16 protein-coding genes are annotated in these 19,778 nt (G+C 41.1%); 4 read left to right on the forward strand and 12 right to left on the reverse strand.

All coding sequences use genetic code 11. The features are described 5' to 3' along the window. Positions 1-201: 201 nt before the first annotated feature. Together HNR53_RS06170 and HNR53_RS06175 are read right to left on the reverse strand one after the other, a co-directional pair. Positions 202-1,449, reverse strand: a complete 1,248-nt coding sequence (locus tag HNR53_RS06170; RefSeq protein WP_184523945.1) for a ribonuclease H-like domain-containing protein — start codon at positions 1,447-1,449, stop codon at positions 202-204. After that, positions 1,439-3,742, reverse strand: a complete 2,304-nt coding sequence (locus HNR53_RS06175; protein ID WP_184523948.1) for a DEAD/DEAH box helicase — start codon at positions 3,740-3,742, stop codon at positions 1,439-1,441. Before HNR53_RS06175 ends, HNR53_RS06170 begins: the two co-directional genes overlap by 11 nt. A 166-nt stretch (positions 3,743-3,908) precedes the next feature. Between HNR53_RS06175 and HNR53_RS06180 the strand changes: the two genes are divergently transcribed. Further along, positions 3,909-4,604 carry a cyclic nucleotide-binding domain-containing protein gene (locus HNR53_RS06180; protein WP_184523950.1) on the forward strand — a complete coding sequence of 232 codons (696 nt, stop codon included), beginning with the start codon at positions 3,909-3,911 and terminating at the stop codon, positions 4,602-4,604. Between the two features lie 75 nt (positions 4,605-4,679). On the opposite strand, the gene hcp is transcribed toward HNR53_RS06180, so the two are convergent. Continuing rightward, the gene (gene hcp / locus HNR53_RS06185) at positions 4,680-5,969 is read right to left on the reverse strand and encodes a hydroxylamine reductase (protein ID WP_184523952.1); all 1,290 of its coding nucleotides are present in this window, start codon (positions 5,967-5,969) and stop codon (positions 4,680-4,682) included. Positions 5,970-6,210: 241 nt separating this feature from the next. Then, positions 6,211-6,750, reverse strand: a complete 540-nt coding sequence (locus HNR53_RS06190) for a YppG family protein (protein WP_246439362.1) — start codon at positions 6,748-6,750, stop codon at positions 6,211-6,213. A gap of 181 nt (positions 6,751-6,931) precedes the next feature. Here HNR53_RS06190 and yppF point away from each other — a divergent pair, with 181 nt between their 5' ends. After that, positions 6,932-7,117, forward strand: a complete 186-nt coding sequence (gene yppF / locus HNR53_RS06195; protein WP_184523954.1) for a YppF family protein — start codon at positions 6,932-6,934, stop codon at positions 7,115-7,117. Between the two features lie 140 nt (positions 7,118-7,257). Here the strand turns inward: yppF and HNR53_RS06200 are convergent, their stop codons facing one another. Continuing rightward, on the reverse strand, positions 7,258-7,536 hold the full coding sequence (locus tag HNR53_RS06200) for a hypothetical protein (protein WP_184523956.1): 279 nt from the start codon (positions 7,534-7,536) through the stop codon (positions 7,258-7,260). A gap of 598 nt (positions 7,537-8,134) precedes the next feature. Between HNR53_RS06200 and recU the strand changes: the two genes are divergently transcribed. Next, entirely contained in the window at positions 8,135-8,758 is a 624-nt protein-coding gene (gene recU, locus HNR53_RS06205) for a Holliday junction resolvase RecU (protein ID WP_184523958.1), read from the forward strand. A gap of 73 nt (positions 8,759-8,831) precedes the next feature. Further along, entirely contained in the window at positions 8,832-11,468 is a 2,637-nt protein-coding gene (locus HNR53_RS06210) for a transglycosylase domain-containing protein (RefSeq protein WP_184523960.1), read from the forward strand. Positions 11,469-11,509: 41 nt separating this feature from the next. Here HNR53_RS06210 and HNR53_RS06215 read toward each other — a convergent pair whose 3' ends face one another. The 7 genes from HNR53_RS06215 to dinG form a co-directional block, all read right to left on the reverse strand. Next, positions 11,510-11,860, reverse strand: a complete 351-nt coding sequence (locus HNR53_RS06215) for a YpoC family protein (RefSeq protein WP_184523962.1) — start codon at positions 11,858-11,860, stop codon at positions 11,510-11,512. Continuing rightward, a complete protein-coding gene (gene nth / locus HNR53_RS06220) occupies positions 11,860-12,510 on the reverse strand; it encodes an endonuclease III (RefSeq protein WP_184523964.1) in 651 nt (216 codons plus the stop codon). Before nth ends, HNR53_RS06215 begins: the two co-directional genes overlap by 1 nt. Before the next feature lie 38 nt (positions 12,511-12,548). Then, entirely contained in the window at positions 12,549-13,247 is a 699-nt protein-coding gene (locus HNR53_RS06225; RefSeq protein WP_184523966.1) for a DnaD domain-containing protein, read from the reverse strand. Positions 13,248-13,373: 126 nt separating this feature from the next. Further along, positions 13,374-14,666 (reverse strand): asparagine--tRNA ligase, encoded by a 1,293-nt coding sequence (gene asnS, locus HNR53_RS06230; RefSeq protein ID WP_184524435.1) that lies wholly within the window; start codon positions 14,664-14,666, stop codon positions 13,374-13,376. A 212-nt stretch (positions 14,667-14,878) separates the two neighbouring features. Further along, positions 14,879-16,063 carry an aminotransferase class I/II-fold pyridoxal phosphate-dependent enzyme gene (locus tag HNR53_RS06235; RefSeq protein WP_184524437.1) on the reverse strand — a complete coding sequence of 395 codons (1,185 nt, stop codon included), beginning with the start codon at positions 16,061-16,063 and terminating at the stop codon, positions 14,879-14,881. Positions 16,064-16,131: 68 nt separating this feature from the next. After that, positions 16,132-16,605, reverse strand: a complete 474-nt coding sequence (locus HNR53_RS06240) for a cell wall elongation regulator TseB-like domain-containing protein (protein WP_184523968.1) — start codon at positions 16,603-16,605, stop codon at positions 16,132-16,134. A 221-nt stretch (positions 16,606-16,826) separates the two neighbouring features. Next, complete coding sequence (dinG, locus tag HNR53_RS06245; RefSeq protein ID WP_184523970.1) at positions 16,827-19,622, reverse strand: ATP-dependent DNA helicase DinG; 2,796 nt, start codon at positions 19,620-19,622, stop codon at positions 16,827-16,829. Between the last annotated feature and the right edge of the window lie 156 nt (positions 19,623-19,778).

Here is a 19,778-nt window from a genome sequence, read left to right on the forward strand (position 1 = left end):
GTGAAAACAACCGCCGTTAAACAAACTACAACAAAGAACAAATACAAAATCGCTTTATACATTTTATCCTTTATCCGCCTCTCAAAAGACTCCTAATGAATTCCCATACAATTAAATATTTTACCTTCAACTATAGGTACAGACAACAAGGAAATAACAAATAATTCGACAAAAATTGCAAATGACACTTTTTAGACACATTTATCCCTTCAAGCTGACAGTGATTTTATTTTCGAGACGGCTGATTCGTTTCCTTAACGCAGCTGGATCAAAATTTTGTAATTCAATCGTAAGGGCCTGTTCAGCATATTCTAATGCTTGTTCAAATTCCTTTAAACGATGTTCATAAATTTTGGTCAGTTCAATACAAGCTTCGAATTGGATCCGCCCCCTTGCGTGTTTCGCTACATTTTCCCACAGCTGAGCGGCCCGCTGCCAATCCTTTTTCTTTTTCGCCTGGAAGGCAAGGGCATGACGTGCTTGCACGGCCTCTGCTCCATTCCCTTCCGAAAGCTCTGAAAATACCTTTTCTGCCGTCTCAGACTCACCAATATAGGAATACCAGCGTCCTACTTCAAACGTTTCCTGTGCAGTCTGTCCGGCGCTCTGCCGCAGCAGCTGATAAGAGAGATGCGTGTATAATGAAATGAGTGACAAAATGTCGAATTCATTATGTTTCAGAACCCCAAGCATTCCTTCCGGATCCTGCCGCTCGACATAATCAAAATAGATCATGGGAGCTAAAAATCCCGGGATATCGTCCTTGCGTTCAAACTCGAGGATTTCCTTTTCGACTATAGACAGCTTTAGCCGTTCGAGACGGTGTTTCCAGAGGCGGCGTGCCGCATGATATAAATCAAAATGACCAAATGGGGGCAGTTTCGGTACATGCTCTCTAATTAAGGTATGCCTTGATTTTACCACAGGCCAGTCGAAACTTTTCCCATTATATGTCACCATTTTTGTATAATCGATTGCTTCTAAAAAGCTTTGGTACAGCGGTACTTCGGACCCGGGCCGGGGAAGAATATGCTGTGTTAAAACAACTTCGTTTTCCGTTACACTGGCATGTCCAAGGAGGAAAATCGTATTCCCTGCCCCTCCCCCGAGGCCAGTCGTTTCTGTATCAAAGAAAAATAAATCTTCCGGCCGATGGTTGACCGCAGACAGTGGATGATGGTATTCACTTTCATTCCACGCCGCAACAGCCTTGCGAAATTCGGAAAATGAATATTTGCCATGCTTCGCATCCAACGGATAGGCTGCTTTTCTCACAAGACAAAAGTCATCCTCCACGTAATAGGGCCGGACTCCATTTTGCTGCCAAACTTCGGCAAACGGCACTTCTGCAGCTGCCTTTTTTACCGGTGGATCTGAGACTTCATTTTTTTCAGCCTTTATTCCGGAAAGATGTGGTTTTAGACGGTTTAATTTTTTCTTAATCGACATGATCCATTTCACCTATCATACCTGATTTTGTCTGAAATAATGAAAGCAGCCTGTATACGTCACGTTTAGCACTTTCTGCTGCAGTTTCTGCACCGATACAGGACGGACAGCCCGTTTCACAGGAACAGCCCTTCACCATTTTCTCAGCTTCCCGTAAAATGGTTTCAATCCCTTCATATATTTTCTCACTTAGTCCGATACCGCCTGGATAACGGTCATAGAAAAAAATGGTTGGTTTTTCATTATGCGTTGCCTTTACTTGTGGTACAACATGAATATCCCCAGAGTCACACATAACAAATAACGGAGCAATAGACTTTAGGGCATGTGCCATGCCCATCAGCCCCCGATCGAGCCTTTCTTCACTCAGACCGCACGAATCCCTGTTTAAGGAGATCCAGGCTGCACTGGTATGCAATTCTTCCTCTGGCAGCGATATCGGACCAGAGCCGATATTTTCATGGGTTTCAAATTTTATTTTTTTAAAAATAGTAGCCATTGCCAGCACACTGACATCACCATATCCTATTTCCACATCATGTAACATTCGAAGTTTATCCTCTTCGAGCACCTTTAACTCCACCGCCAAATTAGCATCGGTATAATAGTCAACTGCCACCTCACGGACGAATGCCTTTTTTTCTTCCCAATCAAGCTTTTCTACCTGATATTGAATTCCCTGATGCAAATAAATCGCTTCTTCATGCAGCAGCGTCATGGCGGAGAAACGGTCCATTTCCCCCAGCACCTTTACCGTCGCTGTTTCTGAGTAGTCGATGATCACGACATTTTCCTGGGAAGCCGAACGGAGTGAGATATTATGAGCCGGAAAGGAATCATTCATCCAATGCCACTTATCCCCGTTTTGAAACAAAATTCTTTCATCGGTTAAATATTCAAGAACCTCTTCCGTTTCAAAGCTGCCAAAATCTTCTCCTGCTTTGAAAGGAAGCTCGTAGGCGGCACATTTAATATGGTCGATGGCAATGATTAAATTATCGGGATTAATCCGCGCTGTTTCCGGACTGCGCTTGAAAAAATAATCCGGATTGCCAATGATATACTGATCAAGCGGATTGGAACTGGCTACCATGATGACGAGCGCTACACCGTGGCGTCTCCCGGCTCTCCCCGCCTGCTGCCAACTACTTGCTATCGTACCAGGATAACCGGTCATGATACACACCTGTAACTGCCCGATATCGACGCCAAGCTCCAAAGCATTCGTACTCACTACTCCATAAATGGAACCGTTTCGCAGTCCTTTCTCAATTTCCCGGCGCTCAGTCGGCAGATATCCGCCGCGATATCCCCTGATGGATTTAGGTCCAAACTGGAATTTTACCAGCTCCTTCAAATAGGTTAGGAGGATTTCAACCCGGACTCTGCTGCGGGCAAAGACAATCGTTTGGATTTTATTTTTTAAAAAGGCCCCTGCAAGTTCTTTTACTTCCAGTGTGGCACTGCGGCGGATGTTTAACGGTTTGTTCACAATCGGCGGGTTATAAAAAACGAAATGCTTTTCACCGCTTGGTGCTCCGTTACGATCAATTAAAAACACCTGCTTTTCAGTTAATTTCTCGGCCAGTTCAAGCGGATTCGCAATTGTAGCCGAAGTACAGATAAAAATCGGATCACTGCCGTAAAACGAACAAATTCTCCGTAAGCGCCTGATTACATTTGCGACATGGCTGCCAAAAACGCCGCGGTAAATATGAAGCTCGTCGATGATAACATAACGCAAGTTTTCAAACAAAGATACCCATTTGGTATGATGCGGCAAGATCGCGGAATGAAGCATATCCGGGTTTGTGATCACAATATGTCCGGCTTTTCTTACCTTCTGCCTGATATTCGCAGGTGTATCTCCATCATACGTATAACAATTTATCGCTAAATTCCCTTCTTGTAACAGTTCATTAATTTCACTTTTTTGATCCTGTGCCAGCGCCTTTGTCGGGAACATATACAGGGCACGTGAATTGGAATCCTGTATAATAGACTGGATAACGGGAAGATTATAACATAAGGTTTTTCCGGATGCGGTTGGCGTAACGGCGACAATACTTTTCTTTTGCATGACCGCCTCATAGGCTTGTTTCTGATGCGTATAAAGGGTATTTATGCCCCTTTTCTGCAATGATTCTTTTAATATAGGATGAATTGATTCGGGAAATTCAGCCACACTCGCTTCTTTTGCTTCTAACGTATGCCAATGAATGATATTTTCCTTGTATTCTTCAGCATTCTTAAACTCTGTTATCATATCTTGCAAGTTTTTTCGTACATTCATGGTTTTTCACCTCATATTCCTTATTTTAGCGAATAAGCGTTCGAGTTAAAAGAGGTTTCATTTATTTTTTACTGGAAGCTGTGAACATGTATTCTAAATACTTTTTTAATCCTGTTTTTTTGTTATAATAGTAAAGTAATTGGGTTATTTACGGGGAGGCGGCATAGTGAATAAAGAAGAAATAAAAAAGGTATTATCTGAGTTTACTCTTTTTCGTGAATTAAGTGATACAGAAATATATAATATTGTCGATATTTCAATCTCAAGAGAGTGGAAAAAAGGCAGCCATGTTTTTTTGCAGGATGAACCGTTAGAAAATGTTTATTTTATTTACAAAGGGAAAATTAAAATCTATAAAACAGATATGTCAGGCAAAGAACAAATTGTTTCTTTTTTAAAAGAAGGAGATATGTTTCCGCATATTGGTTTCTTCCGTAAAGGCGGCTACCCGGCATTTTCAGAAGTAATGAGAAATGCCACTTTAGTTGTTGTTCCGATTGCTGCATTTGAAAAGGTTTTAATCGAAAATCCCGAATTATGTATTAAAGTGTTTAAAGTCCTTGGAGAAAAAATTGTCGATCTGCAGGAACGGCTCGAATCACAAATCCTAAATAACACGTACCAACAAATTATTAAATTGCTTGTTCGCCTTGGTAAAATCCACGGGCAACAATTAAATGACGGAAGAATCCTGCTGCATAGTGAATTTACAAACCGTGATTTAGCTAATATGATCGGCACGACAAGAGAGACAGTCAGTCGGACACTGACAAAACTGAAAAAGGAAGAACTAATTGAAACCGATTCCAGCGGCAACTTAATCTTTGATTCTGCCACTTTATCGGAGGAATTACTGTCATAAATAAAAGCAAAAAAGCTGACTCATCCATAGAGTCAGCTTTTTCTTTTGGCTGTCATTTGCAACAAGAAACCAGTATTATAGAGAAAGCATTGCTTTCATATCTTCTTGTGCAGTACCGATTAATTTTAAGTTAAATGTATTTTGCAGTACATCCATCACGCCTGCTGAAATAAATTCAGGCGGTTTTGGCCCAATGCGGATATCTTGAATGCCCAAGCTGAATAAGCCAAGTAAAATCGCAACCGCTTTTTGTTCAAACCAAGAAAGAACGATGCTGACAGGAAGTTCATTGACTTCGCATTCAAAGGCATCAGCTAATGCTTTTGCGATTTTAATCGTTGAACCGGAGTTATTACATTGACCCAAGTCAATATAGCGTGGAATCTCTGTACCCGGTACAGTACCATAATCAACATCATTAAACCGGAACTTACCACAGGATGTCGTTAAGATGACTGTTTCAGGAGGTAAAGAAGTTGCTAATTCACGGTAGTATTCTCCGCCTTTTCCTGGTGCATCACAGCCGGCAATAACAAAGAAGCGTTTGATTTTGCCGTCTTTTACAGCCTGGATTACTTCAGGAGCCAAGCCAAGAACGGTTTCATGGTGGAATCCTGTTAGTAAAGTTTCATCTGATTCAATATTTGCTTCAGGTAACTCTAAAGCACGGTTAATGAGCGGGCTGAAGTCATCGCCTGTGATTTTTTCTACGTTTTCAAGTCCTGCTACTTCATAAGAGAACATGCGGTCTGCATAGGTTCCTTTGATCGGCATGACACAGTTTGTTGTCGCTAAAATAGCTCCTGGGAATTCTTCAAACAGACGGCGTTGGTCATACCAAGCTTTACCGATATTTCCTTTAAGATGCGGATATTTCTTTAATTCCGGATATCCGTGTGCAGGAAGCATTTCAGAGTGTGTATAAATATTGATTCCTTTGCCTTCTGTCTGCTTAAGTAATTGTTCTAATGCAAAAAGGTTATGTCCAGTAACAACGATGCATTTACCTTCGATTTTATTTTGGGAAACACGCACAGGCTGTGGAATTCCAAGAAGATTTGTATGTGCTTCGTCCAGTACTTCCATAATCCGGACAGCGGATTGACCTACCTTCATGGCCATTTCAATATGTTCTTGAACATTAAAATTTGAATTTGTCAGAGTCATATACAATGCTTCATGTGTTGTCGCATCAACAAATGAATCTGTATACCCTAATTGGTTTGCATGGGTACGGTAAGCTGCAATACCCTTCAAACCAAAAATGATAGTGTCTTGTAAACTCGCAATTGTTTCATCTTTACCGCAAACTCCCATTACTTTACATCCACCAGACGGTGTTTGTTCACATTGATAGCAAAACATCTAATAAATCCCCTCTTTCCCGTAATCTATTGCCATTTTAACGGCATTTGCTTGGACATCCTGTGATTTACATCACTCTATTATCACTGTCATAAAATGTTCAAATTTTCACCCTTGCCACCGTCACAAAGTGTTCAAACTTTTTCTTATTATGGTAAAATTCAACGAATAGCTGTCCTTCCAATTATGTATTTTTACTAATGAAACACAGCAAAACGGCCTTATAGAAGACCGTTTTTGCCTATGCTTTAAACATTCCGCCAAAGCCTTTTACAACAGAGGACACTTGACTAACAGCATTGATCATTTGTCCGGCAGTATCGACCATTTTATTGATATCAAGCGACCCATCCTGAGATTTAAAGGAATTCAGTACAGTTTTCATCCCCGAAGGCTGTTTCGCCATAACAGAGCCCTTTGGATAAGGGTTCATATAGGGATTACTCCCCATCTGCTGCTGCGGATGCACAGCATTTTGTGTGGACGGGTTAAGGGGATTTTGAAATACATGCTGTGCCTGAGTTCCATTTTGCTGCTGATAAATCGATTCCTGCTGAAATCCGTTTATTCCTTGAAGATAATGAGGATTCATTTCAGGCGCCGGCGGATAGTTTGGGAACGGAAGTGTATTGACGTACGGTAAAACCTGAGGTCTGTGAAATCCATTCTGTCTATTTGCAACAGGATAGGGCTGTTGACTATATGGGGGGACTGCATTCGGCTGAATAGGCATGATTTGATACCCATCGTAATAATAGTGGTTGTACATCTGTCCATACATAGCAGTTAAACCTCCTCTATGATTCATCATGATAGAATATGAGTCCACAAACGTGATGGTGACAATGCCTAGCACTTTGTCTAATCATGAGGGTTTGTGTCGGAAATCTAAATTTTTCAAAAACAAAAAACAATTTAGATATGTGATAAAATAGTGTCAAAGGGCTAAGGGGGAATTATTCATGTCAATTCACGAACTTAGGTTAATGTTTCTTCAACTTCGTGAGTATATCACTGATGATGTTAATGAATTATTGGACTTTTCAAAGAAAGCCTATATTTACGACCAAATTTCGCTCTATGATTACCGGGGGCTTGTACGAGATTTAGAAGATTTGGGAGCTGTTCTCCCGGAGATTCATTATTGAGTCATTGTCAGTTGACAATTGATATGAAGTAAAAGGGGTAAAAAATAAAATGCAATTATAACTGTTCCCATTGGAGCAGACTAAAGGGAGATCCGTTATGGAACTCCCTTTTCATATTTATTAAAGCATTTTTTCATGAACTAACTAAAAAGTAAATGATTCTCTTCAAAACTTTGATTTATCCTTAATGCTGTTGTGGAATGGTCTGCATCTTTATTTTCGTCTATGGATGAAATTTTTATCTCCAGCTCATCCAGTTGTTTGGCGCATTGTTCAATCTGCATATTCTGTTCCATTTGCCACTCTATTTGTTTTTTCGGGATAATAGTCTCTATTGACTTTTCCAATTGATCAAGCTGACTACTGATGGACTGAAGCATCGCCATTAATTCTTCTTTTCGCAGTACGGTTGTTCCCATTTTGAGCCCTCCTATTATTATCGCAATCATCCAAAGGCAATAAGGTCAAATGTATATTAAAAATATTCTCTCTTGGAACCCTCATCCCTTCCTCCTTGACAAAACTAGAACCGATTCGTCAAAGAAAGAAGTTATTCTCATATAGATACACCGATTCGACATAATTATAGAATGAAAATAGTTCTTTTGCTCACACTATAAATGGAGGTGTTGATCATGAAACAAAAACCAAAACAAAATAGTGTCCAGTCTAAAAATCAAACCGACACGAAACCCGGCTACGGTGATAAAAAGCTGGAAGGACCGGATCGTCCATCCACGTAAAGAACACAGACATTTTAATAGAAACAACAAGGGCTGTCCCATAAGAGGTCAGGCACCCGCCATTTATCTATATCCAGTGCTTTATTTTCCAAAGTGATACTAGATACTTGATCGTAGCGCCTGACACCTTTACCTTTGGGACAGCTCTTTTTATTTTGCTGCTATATTATCGTTATGTTTAGTTGAAAAGATTCCTCATGATTTAGCACTTTTTATTCAACAATGACACCTGGATATTTGGTATGATAGGTAATAGCATGCGAGGTGAATGCGAATGACTTTCCATTATCCAAATGGCAAGCGCTATATTGAAACGAAACAAACTTCATCCCCTGTCAAAAGGCAAGATCTCAAAAAATGGTCTTATGGCAAAAGAGGGATGACTCTTGAGGAGGATATCAATCAAACGAATCAATATTATTTAGATAAAGGCATTGCTGTCATACATAAAAAGCCCACACCTGTTCAAATTGTCAACGTGGACTACCCGAAACGAAGTGCAGCAGTGATTAAGGAGGCCTATTTTAAACAAGCATCAACGACAGATTATAATGGAGTATATAAAGGCAAGTATCTTGATTTTGAAGCAAAGGAAACCAAGCTGCCATCATCCTTTCCTTTAAAGAACTTTCATGAACATCAAATTGATCATATGAAAAAGGTATTAAAGCAAAATGGAATTTGTTTTGTGGTGATTCGTTTCTCTTTAACTGAGGAGGTTTTCTTCTTGGAAGCTGTTCATCTTTTAACATTCTGGGACAGAATGCTGAATGGAGGAAGAAAGTCGATTACAAAAGAAGAAATAGTGGCAAACGGGTACTTGATCCCGCTCACGATTCAGCCTAGAATTGATTTTATAAAAATAATTAATGATATTTATCCATTTCATGAAGATTAAGGGAATCCGTTTTATCGAAACATAGTGAACTTAAAATGGGTCATCCGGGTTGTTAGAAAGGAAGGAAAAGAATATGTCAGAGAAATATCAAACGAGAGAGGAGCGCCGAAAACAACTTGAAGCTCAAAAAGCAAAAAATAAGGGCAAGAAAAAAGGAAAAAAAGGCTCCATTATAAAACGTATTTTTCTTGCTCTTGTAGCTTTGGGGATCATTGGGATTATGACCGGTGCTGCGATCTTCGCATATATGGTAAAGGACACGCCAAAACTCGACGCTGAGGCGCTTAAGGCTGCTATTCCATCAGAGATTATCGATATCGATGGTCAAACTGTGGCTGAAGTAGGGACACAGAAGCTTGATTATGTCGAATATAAAGATATACCTGAATTAGTAAGAAATGCGATTATCGCGACCGAGGACTCGCGATTTTTTAAACATCACGGAGTCGATCCCATTCGTCTCGGTGCAGCTGTCATCGCCAACTTTACGCATGGATTCGGCTCTGAGGGAGCTAGTACGATAACACAACAGGTTGTCAAATTGAATTTCCTGACTCCCGAAAAAACATTATCGCGGAAAGCACAGGAAGCCTGGCTGTCGATTCAATTAGAACGAAAATATTCAAAAGAAGAGATTTTTGAGCTTTATGTCAATAAAGTATTTATGTCTGAAAGAACAGTAGGAATTGCCACTGCTTCTGAAGTATATTTCGGCAAACCTTTGAGTGAATTAAACCTTGCTGAAGCTGCTTTAATTGCAGGGATGCCGCAAAGCCCAAATAACTATAATCCTTTCAATAATCCAGAAAAGGCGGAAAAGCGCCGTAATGTCGTTCTCTCACTTATGCAGCAGCATGGCTATATTACGGAAGCTGAAATGAAGGAAGCTCAAGGAATACCTATTACCGCGTCACTAGTTCCGGAAGCAAAACGAGCTCAGCATGGCGAAGACATCGCATATGATTCTTATATCGGACAGGTCATAAAGGAAATTGAAAACAAATATCCCGAGTTGAACGTTTATACAGACGGATTGAAAGTTTATACCGGTCTTGATACAAAAGCGCAAGATTATGTGGACAAAATTATGTATGAAGGGGAAATTGTCCCTTTCCCTGATGAAAAATTACAAGCAGGCATCACCCTCTTAGATACGAAAACAGGAGAACTTCGCGCACTGGGCGGAAACCGGAACAAAGAGGTTGATTTTGGGCTGAATTTTGCTACCTCTGTACCGCGCCAGCCGGGTTCAACCATTAAACCGATTCTTGATTACGGACCGGCAATTGAATATTTAAAATGGGGAACCTATCAAACAATTGTCGATGAACCCTATAAGTATTCCACCGGTCAAACGATTAATAACTGGGATAACAGGCATATGGGGCCGCTCTCCATGCGCGAAGCCCTGGCACGTTCAAGAAACGTTCCTGCCCTTAAAGCGCTGAAGGCAGCCGGCTTGGAAAATGCCAGAGAGTTTGCCAACGGACTTGGGTTTGATTTAGACGAAGTGTTAGAATCTTACTCCATCGGTGCCTTGGAAACAACTCCGCTGCAAATGGCCGGAGCATACAGTGCCTTTGGCAATAACGGCTACTATACTGAGCCTCATGCAGTGAATGAAATAGAACTTCGTGATGGAACGAAAATCAATATGAAGCCGGAAACAATCGTTGCGATGAGCGACTACACAGCTTTTATGATAACAGATATGCTAAAAAGCGTTGTAAACTCTGGCTATGGAACCGGGAGAATCGCCAATGTACCAGGTCTTCCAATGGCCGGAAAAACAGGTACAACCAACTATTCCAGTGAGGAATTAAGAAAATACGGTCATGCGAGTGGTGCGGTACCTGATGCCTGGTTTACCGGATACACGACCAATTATACCGCTTCTATTTGGACAGGATATGAGCAAAGGAAATACGCACTTGATACAACAAGGGATCAGCAAATTGCTATGAAGATCTTTAAAAACCTGATGCAGTATGTATCAGAAGACGTTAAGACGGTTGACTTTACCGTGCCCAAAACCGTTACGAAGATAAAGGTTGAAAAAGGATCCAATCCGGCAAAACTAGCGGGTCCATATACACCGGATAGCATGGTTATATACGAATGGGCCGTAAAAGGAAATGCGCCAAGTGCTGTTTCTGAAAAATATACAAAACCACAGGGTCCTTCCGGATTGTCTGCCATCTATGATGAAAGTACAAATGATATTACATTATCGTGGCAGTTCAATGAAGCTGCTGAAGGTACACAATTCCTTGTTACGGTATCCAAAGATGGAGGCGCAGAACAAACGTTAACAACGACAACGCAGACAGGATTAAAAATGCCGGTTACTGAACCGGGAAGCTATACCTTTAAGGTAGTGGCTATAACCGATGGTCAGAATAGTAATGCTGCTGTTGCAACTGTGACTGTTTCAGGTCCTTCGGCTGAAGATGAAAATAATACAGGCAATGAAGGAAACGGAAATGAAACCGGCAATAACAATAATAACGGCAATGGAAATGGTGATAATTCGGGCAATGGCACGGATCAAAACAGCAATAATGGGAACGGGGCTCAAAATGACGGCACCACTCCCGGTGCAGGTGCTGATAATGGGACTGGCAGCGCTGGCGGAGATACAGAGGAAACTGGGACCCAGCCGCAAAACAACGGGAATACGGGGCAAAACAATAACAACAGCCCGCAATAATGCCACTTCCTTCAGTTACTAATGAAAAAAGCGTCTAAAGCTTACGGCTTTGACGCTTTTTTCATGATCTGTTCCTTTGAAAAAATTTTCTCCAATTCAATAAATAACTCCGTTAACTGAACATAGGAATGATAATTAGAAGGGCGCGATGTGATAAATGAAAGTCTTTCTACGGCATTGATAGGTTTAAGGTCTAGCTGCTCAAGCTCCTCTCTGCTAAATTCAACTGACCCTTTATTACACCAAAATATCATCTCGTAAAAAAGGGCTATTCCTTTTTTCATCAACTCGGGAACATCATTCTGCTCGCGCTTGGAAAACCTCCCGTGCAATTCATCTTTTACTTTCTCCCATTCATCCAAAAAAAAGGTTATCCGCTGCTCCTTCATCATTACTCCCTCCCCTTCATTCTTTTTTTACCTTCACGGCACAATGGGAGTAAAGGACATAATGGACACTGGGGATTTTGTGCTTTACAATGATATCTTCCGAAGAAAATCATTCGGTGATGCGTAATGGACCATTCATCTTCCGGCACTTTTTTCATTAATGCTTTTTCAACCTCTAGTACAGAATCCTTCCAGCGGCAAAATCCGAGCCGTTTACTCACTCTTTCCACATGGGTATCAACAGCTATAGCAGGAATATGAAAGGCAACTGAAACCACCACATTCGCCGTTTTTCTGCCGACACCCGGTAATTTCACCAATTCATCCCGGTCATTTGGAACCTGCCCGTTATATTGCTCTATCAGCATTTGGCAGAGCTTTTGGATGTTTTTTGCCTTGTTGCGATACAATCCTATCGAGCGGATATCCTGCTGCAGTTCTTCCAATGGCACCGCTAAATAATCTTCAGGTGTTTGATATTTTTGAAATAAGTCCTTTGTTACTTTGTTTACTAATACGTCCGTACATTGTGCTGATAAGGCAACCGCAATAACTAATTCAAACGGATTCGAATGAATTAATTCACAGTGGGCCTCTGGAAACATTTCCCCCATTTTATCTAAACAATATCTTATCTCAGTCTTTTTTAACATACTTAACCCTCTTCCGCTTCTTTCCCTTTGATCTTTACCTACTTGTCCAGCCAATTATAGAATGGCAGCGGTTCGGAATTCCCTTGCTCCTCTTTCGGTCTTCCCTTTTGATACTGTCTGAATTTCCTGCCGTGATTTTTCGCCTGTTCAAGCGTTTTAATGCCATTTTTCTTCCATTCAAACAGAATCCGATCGATATAACGAAAATTTAATTTACCGGAAATCACGGCTTCTCTTAAAGCTGCTTTTATAATGACGGTACCATGCTGATCCTCATCCATCCACATCGCAAGTGTTTCACATTCAAACGGTGACAGCGGCCGGCCAAACTCCTGTTCAAAACAGGTGTAAATATCCTTCTCCTCTTGACGCTGTACGTTGGTCTCAGTTTGCTTTTCCTGCAGCAGGAAGGAGCTGATTAATTTCTCCCACAATGGATCAAGGGAATATTTTTCAAACCGAATCCCGTCATTTGAATAACCATCGATGATCTCGATAAAGCCCATTTGTATTAATCTTCGCAATATGTTTGTACACTCAGCCGCTGTAATCGTCATCGTTGAGGAAAGTTCAACGGGTGTAGGAAAATCATTTCCTTTTTCAATAAATGACATCACATGGAGCAGCAGTACGAGCTCGGATTCATTTATTTTCATGTCTTTATATTGAGATAAAAGAACAGCAGGAATGTTAATCTGCCCTTCTTTCAGCCAGCGTAATAAACTTTTTTTACTCATGCGAAATATACCCCCCTTCTATTAGTATAACATTAGACATTCCTGTGAGTATGTAAATAAAAGGCACTATTACCAAATAAAGAGACCCGCCTGATTGCGGCGGATCCTCTAGTTTTGGACATTAAATTAAGGATATAGACGATTTAACAGACGCGGGAATGGGATCGTTTCACGGACATGCTCGACCCCGCTAATCCATGCAACCGTTCTTTCCAGACCGAGTCCAAACCCTGAATGCGGTACGGAACCGTATTGGCGCAATTCTAAATACCACTTATAGGCACTTAATTCTAAATGATGCTCCTGCAAACGGCTTTTCAGCAGTTCTTCATCGTAGACACGCTCTGAACCGCCGATAATTTCACCGTAGCCTTCCGGAGCAATTAAGTCAGCGCAGAGGACCACATCTGCACGATTTGGATCCGGCTGCATGTAGAACGGCTTTAAGCTAGTTGGAAAATGGGTGATAAACACTGGCTTCTCGTAATCTTCCGCAATGGCTGTTTCATGCGGTGCCCCAAAGTCATCGCCCCACTGAATATCATTAAATCCTTTTTCATGAAGACATTCAATGGCATCATCATAGGTGATACGCGGAAACGGGGCGGTAATCTTCTCCAGTTTCGTTGTATCCCTGCCGAGCGTCTTTAATTCAATCGGGCAGTTCTTCAGCACTGATTGAACAATGTAAGCGACATAGTCTTCCTGAACCGTTAAATTTTCTGCAAATTCGACAAAAGCCATCTCAGGTTCAATCATCCAAAATTCAATGAGATGGCGGCGTGTTTTTGATTTTTCAGCGCGGAACGTTGGACCAAAGGAAAATACCCTGCCTAAGGCCATCGCTGCTGCTTCCATATATAATTGCCCGCTTTGTGACAAATAAGCATCCTCATCAAAATATTTTGTTGCAAATAATTCTGTGGTCCCCTCAGGAGCACTGCCGGTTAAAATTGGCGGGTCCACTTTAACAAATCCATTATCGTTAAAAAATTCATAGGTAGCACGGATGATTTCATTACGGATCTTCATCACAGCATGCTGACGGCGGGAACGGAGCCAAAGATGACGATGATCCATTAAAAACTCAGTGCCATGCTCCTTCGGAGTGATCGGATAGTCAACTGCACGGTGTATCACTTCGATCCCATTGACAAGCAGCTCATAACCTATAGGTGAACGTTCATCCTTTTGCACAATCCCTATGACAAATAAAGAGGTTTCTTGCGTCAGTGATTTTGCTGTTTGAAATAATTCCTCTGGTACATCACTCTTAACAATGACACCCTGAATAAAGCCCGTACCATCGCGAAGCTGTAAAAAGGCAATTTTACCGCTTGAACGTTTATTTGCCACCCAAGCTCCCAATTTTACTTCCTGATCGACATATTTATGTACTTCAGCTATCGTCGTTTTGATCACGATTTCTTACCTCCTCCACTAGACTAGAGAAACGAATCCACTATACCGTTGTCATTATAACACTGAACAAAAGTAAATGAAAATTTAGGAAAACAACGGATCTTTTAACCATTGCCAAGCTGAAAAAAATAGTTTGTCTTTTTATTATACTTTTTTTTACCAAGAAAAAAAGCGAAAAGCTTTTTTGCTTTCCGCCAATCACAAGACTATTATTTTGTGTTCTTTTCCACAAATTCTTTGATTCGTGCCACTGCTTTTTCCAATAGTTCCAATGATGTTGCATAAGACAAACGGATGTTTTCTGGAGCACCAAAACCGGAGCCGGGAATAACGGCCACTTTCGCTTCTTCCAATAATGCAGTTGCAAATTCATCGACTGAATTAAATCCCGTCATTGCAGCAGCCTTCTGTGCATTCGGGAACAAATAGAAAGCGCCCTGAGGCTTGATGCATGTTAAGCCGGGAACTTGAATCAATTCTTCATAAATGGTATTTAATCGTTCCTCAAATGCTTTTCTCATGACTTCCACTTCATCTTGAGAACCGGCATAAGCGGCAATCGCACCGTACTGTGCCGTAGTGGTAGGATTTGATGTACTATGGCTGGCAAGGTTTGTCATCGCTTTGATGATCTCTTTATTGCCGGCTGCATAACCAATTCTCCATCCAGTCATAGAATGAGATTTGGATACACCGTTAATAATGAGCGTTTGCTCTTTTAATTGCGGAGAAAGCTGAGCGATTGATACATGCTCGTTTTCGCCGTAAATTAGTTTTTCATATATTTCGTCAGAAACAATAAGGACATCCTTTTCCAGACACACTTGACCAAGTGCCGATAGTTCCTCTTTTGTATAAATCATCCCTGTAGGATTGCTTGGCGAATTGATGATAACAGCTTTCGTCTTGTCAGTAATCGCATTCCGCAGCTGTTCAGGTGTAATTTTAAATTGATTGCTTTCAGGACCTTCAACAAATACTGGAACGCCGCCCGCTAATTTTACCTGTTCAGGATAGCTTACCCAGTATGGAATGGGAATGATGACCTCATCGCCATCGTCAAGAAGCACTTGGAATAAAGTGTAAAGAACATGCTTTGCACCGCTTCCAACCATGATTTCGCTTAGTTCAAAATCCAGTCCTTGATCGCGTTTGAATTTCTTGGCGATTTCTTCTTTTAGTGCAGGAAGCCCCGCAGACGGTGTATATTTTGTATGGCCTTCATTCATGGAACGAGTGGCGGCATCGATGATATGCTGCGGTGTATTAAAATCAGGTTCACCCGCACCTAATCCGATAACATCATGACCTGCAGCTTTTAATTCTTTTGCTTTTGCTGTAATCGCTAATGTTGTAGATGGCGTTAATGTTTTCACTCTTCCTGCAAGTTGTATTTCCATTCTTTTCTACTCCTTCTGTAGCAAATATCTATAAATGATCTGTACGTATACAGATTTTCCCCTTATAAATTCTCAATTTTCCTTAGCTTTTCGCCCGTTTTAAAATCTACATAATAATAATTTAGCGAATTCCCATTGGCACGATAATGAATTTCCCATAATGGGCGGTTGTTTTCCATTCCGAGCTTGACCGAAATAATTTCGCTTGGATTTTTTTCTTTCAATAATTTAGCTACCGCTTCCTGCTGAGTCATTCCGGATAATGCTTTTCTAGAGATGACTTCTCCTTTTTTTTCCGGAACCCAGACAATCCACTTCGTTCCTTTTTTGTCTTTCCCCTGGACGACAGCATAAGCTTCTTCACCATAAAATACATAAAAGTCATTAATGGTGGTGAGAGCCGATTCTTCTTTTGCCATGGTTATGGCCTTTTTTTCAGCTGCTTTTACAGGCTCAAGAGCATTCATATAAAACTTAATTGACAGCAAAATCAATACAAGCACAGCTATACTAATGATTGTGATCCATTTTTTCATTCTAATCCCGCTTTTTCGATTGTTTAGCAAGAACATTCTCTTACCATATACTAATCATCATATCCTATTGTTTAGTCCCATGAAACATTATAACAGCTTATATAAAAATTAGTTCAAATTTTTTATTATAATTGCAAATAAATGCCCAAATTTTCCGTTAATCCCATATAGATAGAATATGTTAGGGGAGGGAGAAATACTCATGTTCCCTCCCGATTATTTCAAAGCCAGCGCTTAATCAGATCGGTAAGCTGATCAATATTCATTTCCTGAGCTTTTACACTGGGAATGGAATCCAGAAAGGCCTTGCCATAGCGCGTTGAAATAACCCGCCGATCGAAAACCACCATTAATCCTTTATCCGTACTAGTTCTGATCAGCCTTCCGAAGCCTTGCTTAAAGCGAATGACAGCCTCCGGAAGCGAATAATCATAAAAAGGATTGCCTCCCTTTTCTTTTACCTCTAAGCATTTCGCTTCCGTATGCGGTTCATCCGGGGGTGAAAACGGCAGTCTGACCATAATTAAGCATGACAGATCTTCCCCGGGTATATCGATACCCTCCCAAAAACTATTCGTTCCGAGCAGGATTGCTTTTTCAAAGCGGAGAAAATTTCGCGTTAGTCTTGTTCTGCTGCCGCTTGTGATCCCTTGTGCCAGCATGGTATATTCGTGCAAAAAACCGCTTTCTTTTAACAGCTCATAGGTTTTGCGCAGCATTTCATAGGAAGTAAAAAGGATGAGCATGCGTCCCTTCGTTGCTTCGGCAATCGATATGATATGCTCTCCAATTGCTGCGGCATATTCCGCCAGTGAAACTGAATTAACCTCCGGCAGATCATTTGAAATGACGAACTGGACTTGCTTATCATAGCGAAACGGTGATGTAATTTGCTCCAAATATACCTGTGATGGTTCAAGCCCAAGCTCATTCAGCATATAGGTAAAATTCCCCTTAACCGTCATCGTGGCAGATGTAACGACCACACTCTTCTTTTTCTGGAAAACTAACTTATTTAACTGGCTTGAAACGGATACTGGCTGAGCATAAATCGTTGTTTTATTTTGCATCGCGCGTGTGTCCATTTCAATCCAGTGGACATGCTCCCCTAGGGGCTGCAGCAATATTTCGCGAATGCTTTGCATGATTTTTTCTCCTTCATTCATCCAGGAAACCAGCTCACTTAACAGCATGTTTAGCTTTTCATTTTGTTTTCCGCCTTTTTGCTGCATCATTTCATACCAGTCTGACATGGCCTTGTTATATTCCTTAAGTAAAAATAAAAAGCGCTCGGCAGCGGCTGTCAGCATGTTCAATTCCCGGGTCTGCCTGTTATCCAGCCTGCAGTTCACCCAGCCATTATGTTTATTTTTTATATGCTTCTTCACAATGAATGAAACGACTTTAAACAATTCATCCATCTCGAAACTCAGGTCTGCCATTATTTTATTCCATGCCGCATATTGTGTCCCGGCTTCAGCTTCTATGCAGAACTTTTCCATGGTTTGCACCATTCTGTACGCCATCTGTTTCTGTTCGTACAAACCCATATGCTGAAGAAAATAACGTACATGGGCGTAATCCAGCTTTTGCCCCAAAAATTTTCGGCTCGTTTTTTCAAAGTGATGACCTTCGTCAATAATCAGGCAGTCAAATTCAGGGAGAATTCCCCGTTCAGCGATTAAGTCTGATAATAAAAAGCTATGATTGGTAATGATTAAATGGGCGGATTGCGCATCTCTTTTCATACGGTTATAAAATTCACGGCTGCTCCATGCATGGTTTGTCATTTGATCTGTCACATCATGCTTCACTTTATTCCAATACATCTGTCCGCCGCTTGATAAATGAAGTTCATCCCGATCACCTGTAGAGGTTTCCGTCAACCAGACGAGGAGCTGCATTTTCGTTAAAGCCGTATCGTAGTTATTCTCTGGTTCCCGTAAGGTCCTTTCAAATTTCTCCAGACTGATGTAATGGTTTTTTCCTTTTAATAGAACGGTATGGAAGGGAAATTCCACCATTTTTTGCAGCAGGGGGATATCCTTAGTGAGCAATTGTTCCTGAAGCTGAGTGGTAAAAGTGCTGATCACTACAGGCTTTCTGCTGCGAACAGCCTCTATTAGTGCCGGAAATAAATAGGCGATCGATTTACCTACTCCGGTCCCGGCTTCAATCATAGAATGGTGTTCTTGTTGGAATGTATCATGGACAAGGTCCATCATACGGAATTGTCCGCTCCTTTTTTCATAGAAAGGAAATACCTTTTTCAGCAGCATTTCTTTATCTCTATCACCGGCAGGATAGATCATTTCCTTTTCTCCGTCTCTGGAAATATTCCGCTGTTCTTTTTTTAAAGTAATACCGCGAAACTGTTCGAGTTGATCCGGCAATTCTTCAAGGCTTTTTTGTTTCTGCAGCATGATTTCCGCTAAAATTTCATCTAAATCACTTTTCAGGCTGTATGAAAGTTTATGCAGCTGGCGGATTGTCGCTAAAGGAAGACGATGCAGCCGCTTAAAGAGAATCAGGAGGAGCTCTCCTGTTACATAGGCATCACTGTCTGCCTGGTGCGGCCGGTCGTGGCTCAGTCCTTCCTGGACAGCTAAATCAGACAATGTAAAGCTATCGCTTCCAGGCATGAGAATTCTGGCCATTTCTACTGTATCCAATACTGGACCGTGGAAGCCCTCAAAGCCGGCCATAATTAGCTCTTCCTGCAAAAAGGTTAAATCAAATAAGACATTATGAGCGACAAAATATGCATCCTTAAGCAGTTTGACCACTTTAGGGGCAATGTCGGCGAATAGGGGTGAATCCTTTACCATCTCATCTGATAACCCTGTCAATTCCTCAATAAAAGCCGGTATCGGCTGTTCCGGATACACCAAGGAAGAATATTCCTCGATCACGCAGCCATTTTGAATCACCACCGCCGCAAATTGAATAATTTTATCGCCTTTTTTCGGAGAGTTTCCGGTTGTTTCTAGGTCAATTACGACATATTTATTGCTCATGTAAATACTCCTCAAACATTCCGCTTTTTTTTACATGCGTGAATGTGTTATACCTTTATCATTACAAACGGTAACATAAAATATGATAAAGGAAAAGTCTTGAAATAACCAATCTTTCAATTGCAAATCATTCTCTTTCCCGCCAAGGAAATAAAT

The organism is Bacillus benzoevorans (assembly GCF_014207535.1).
In the GTDB taxonomy this organism is placed as follows: Bacteria; Bacillota; Bacilli; order Bacillales; family Cytobacillaceae; genus Bacillus_BD; species Bacillus_BD benzoevorans.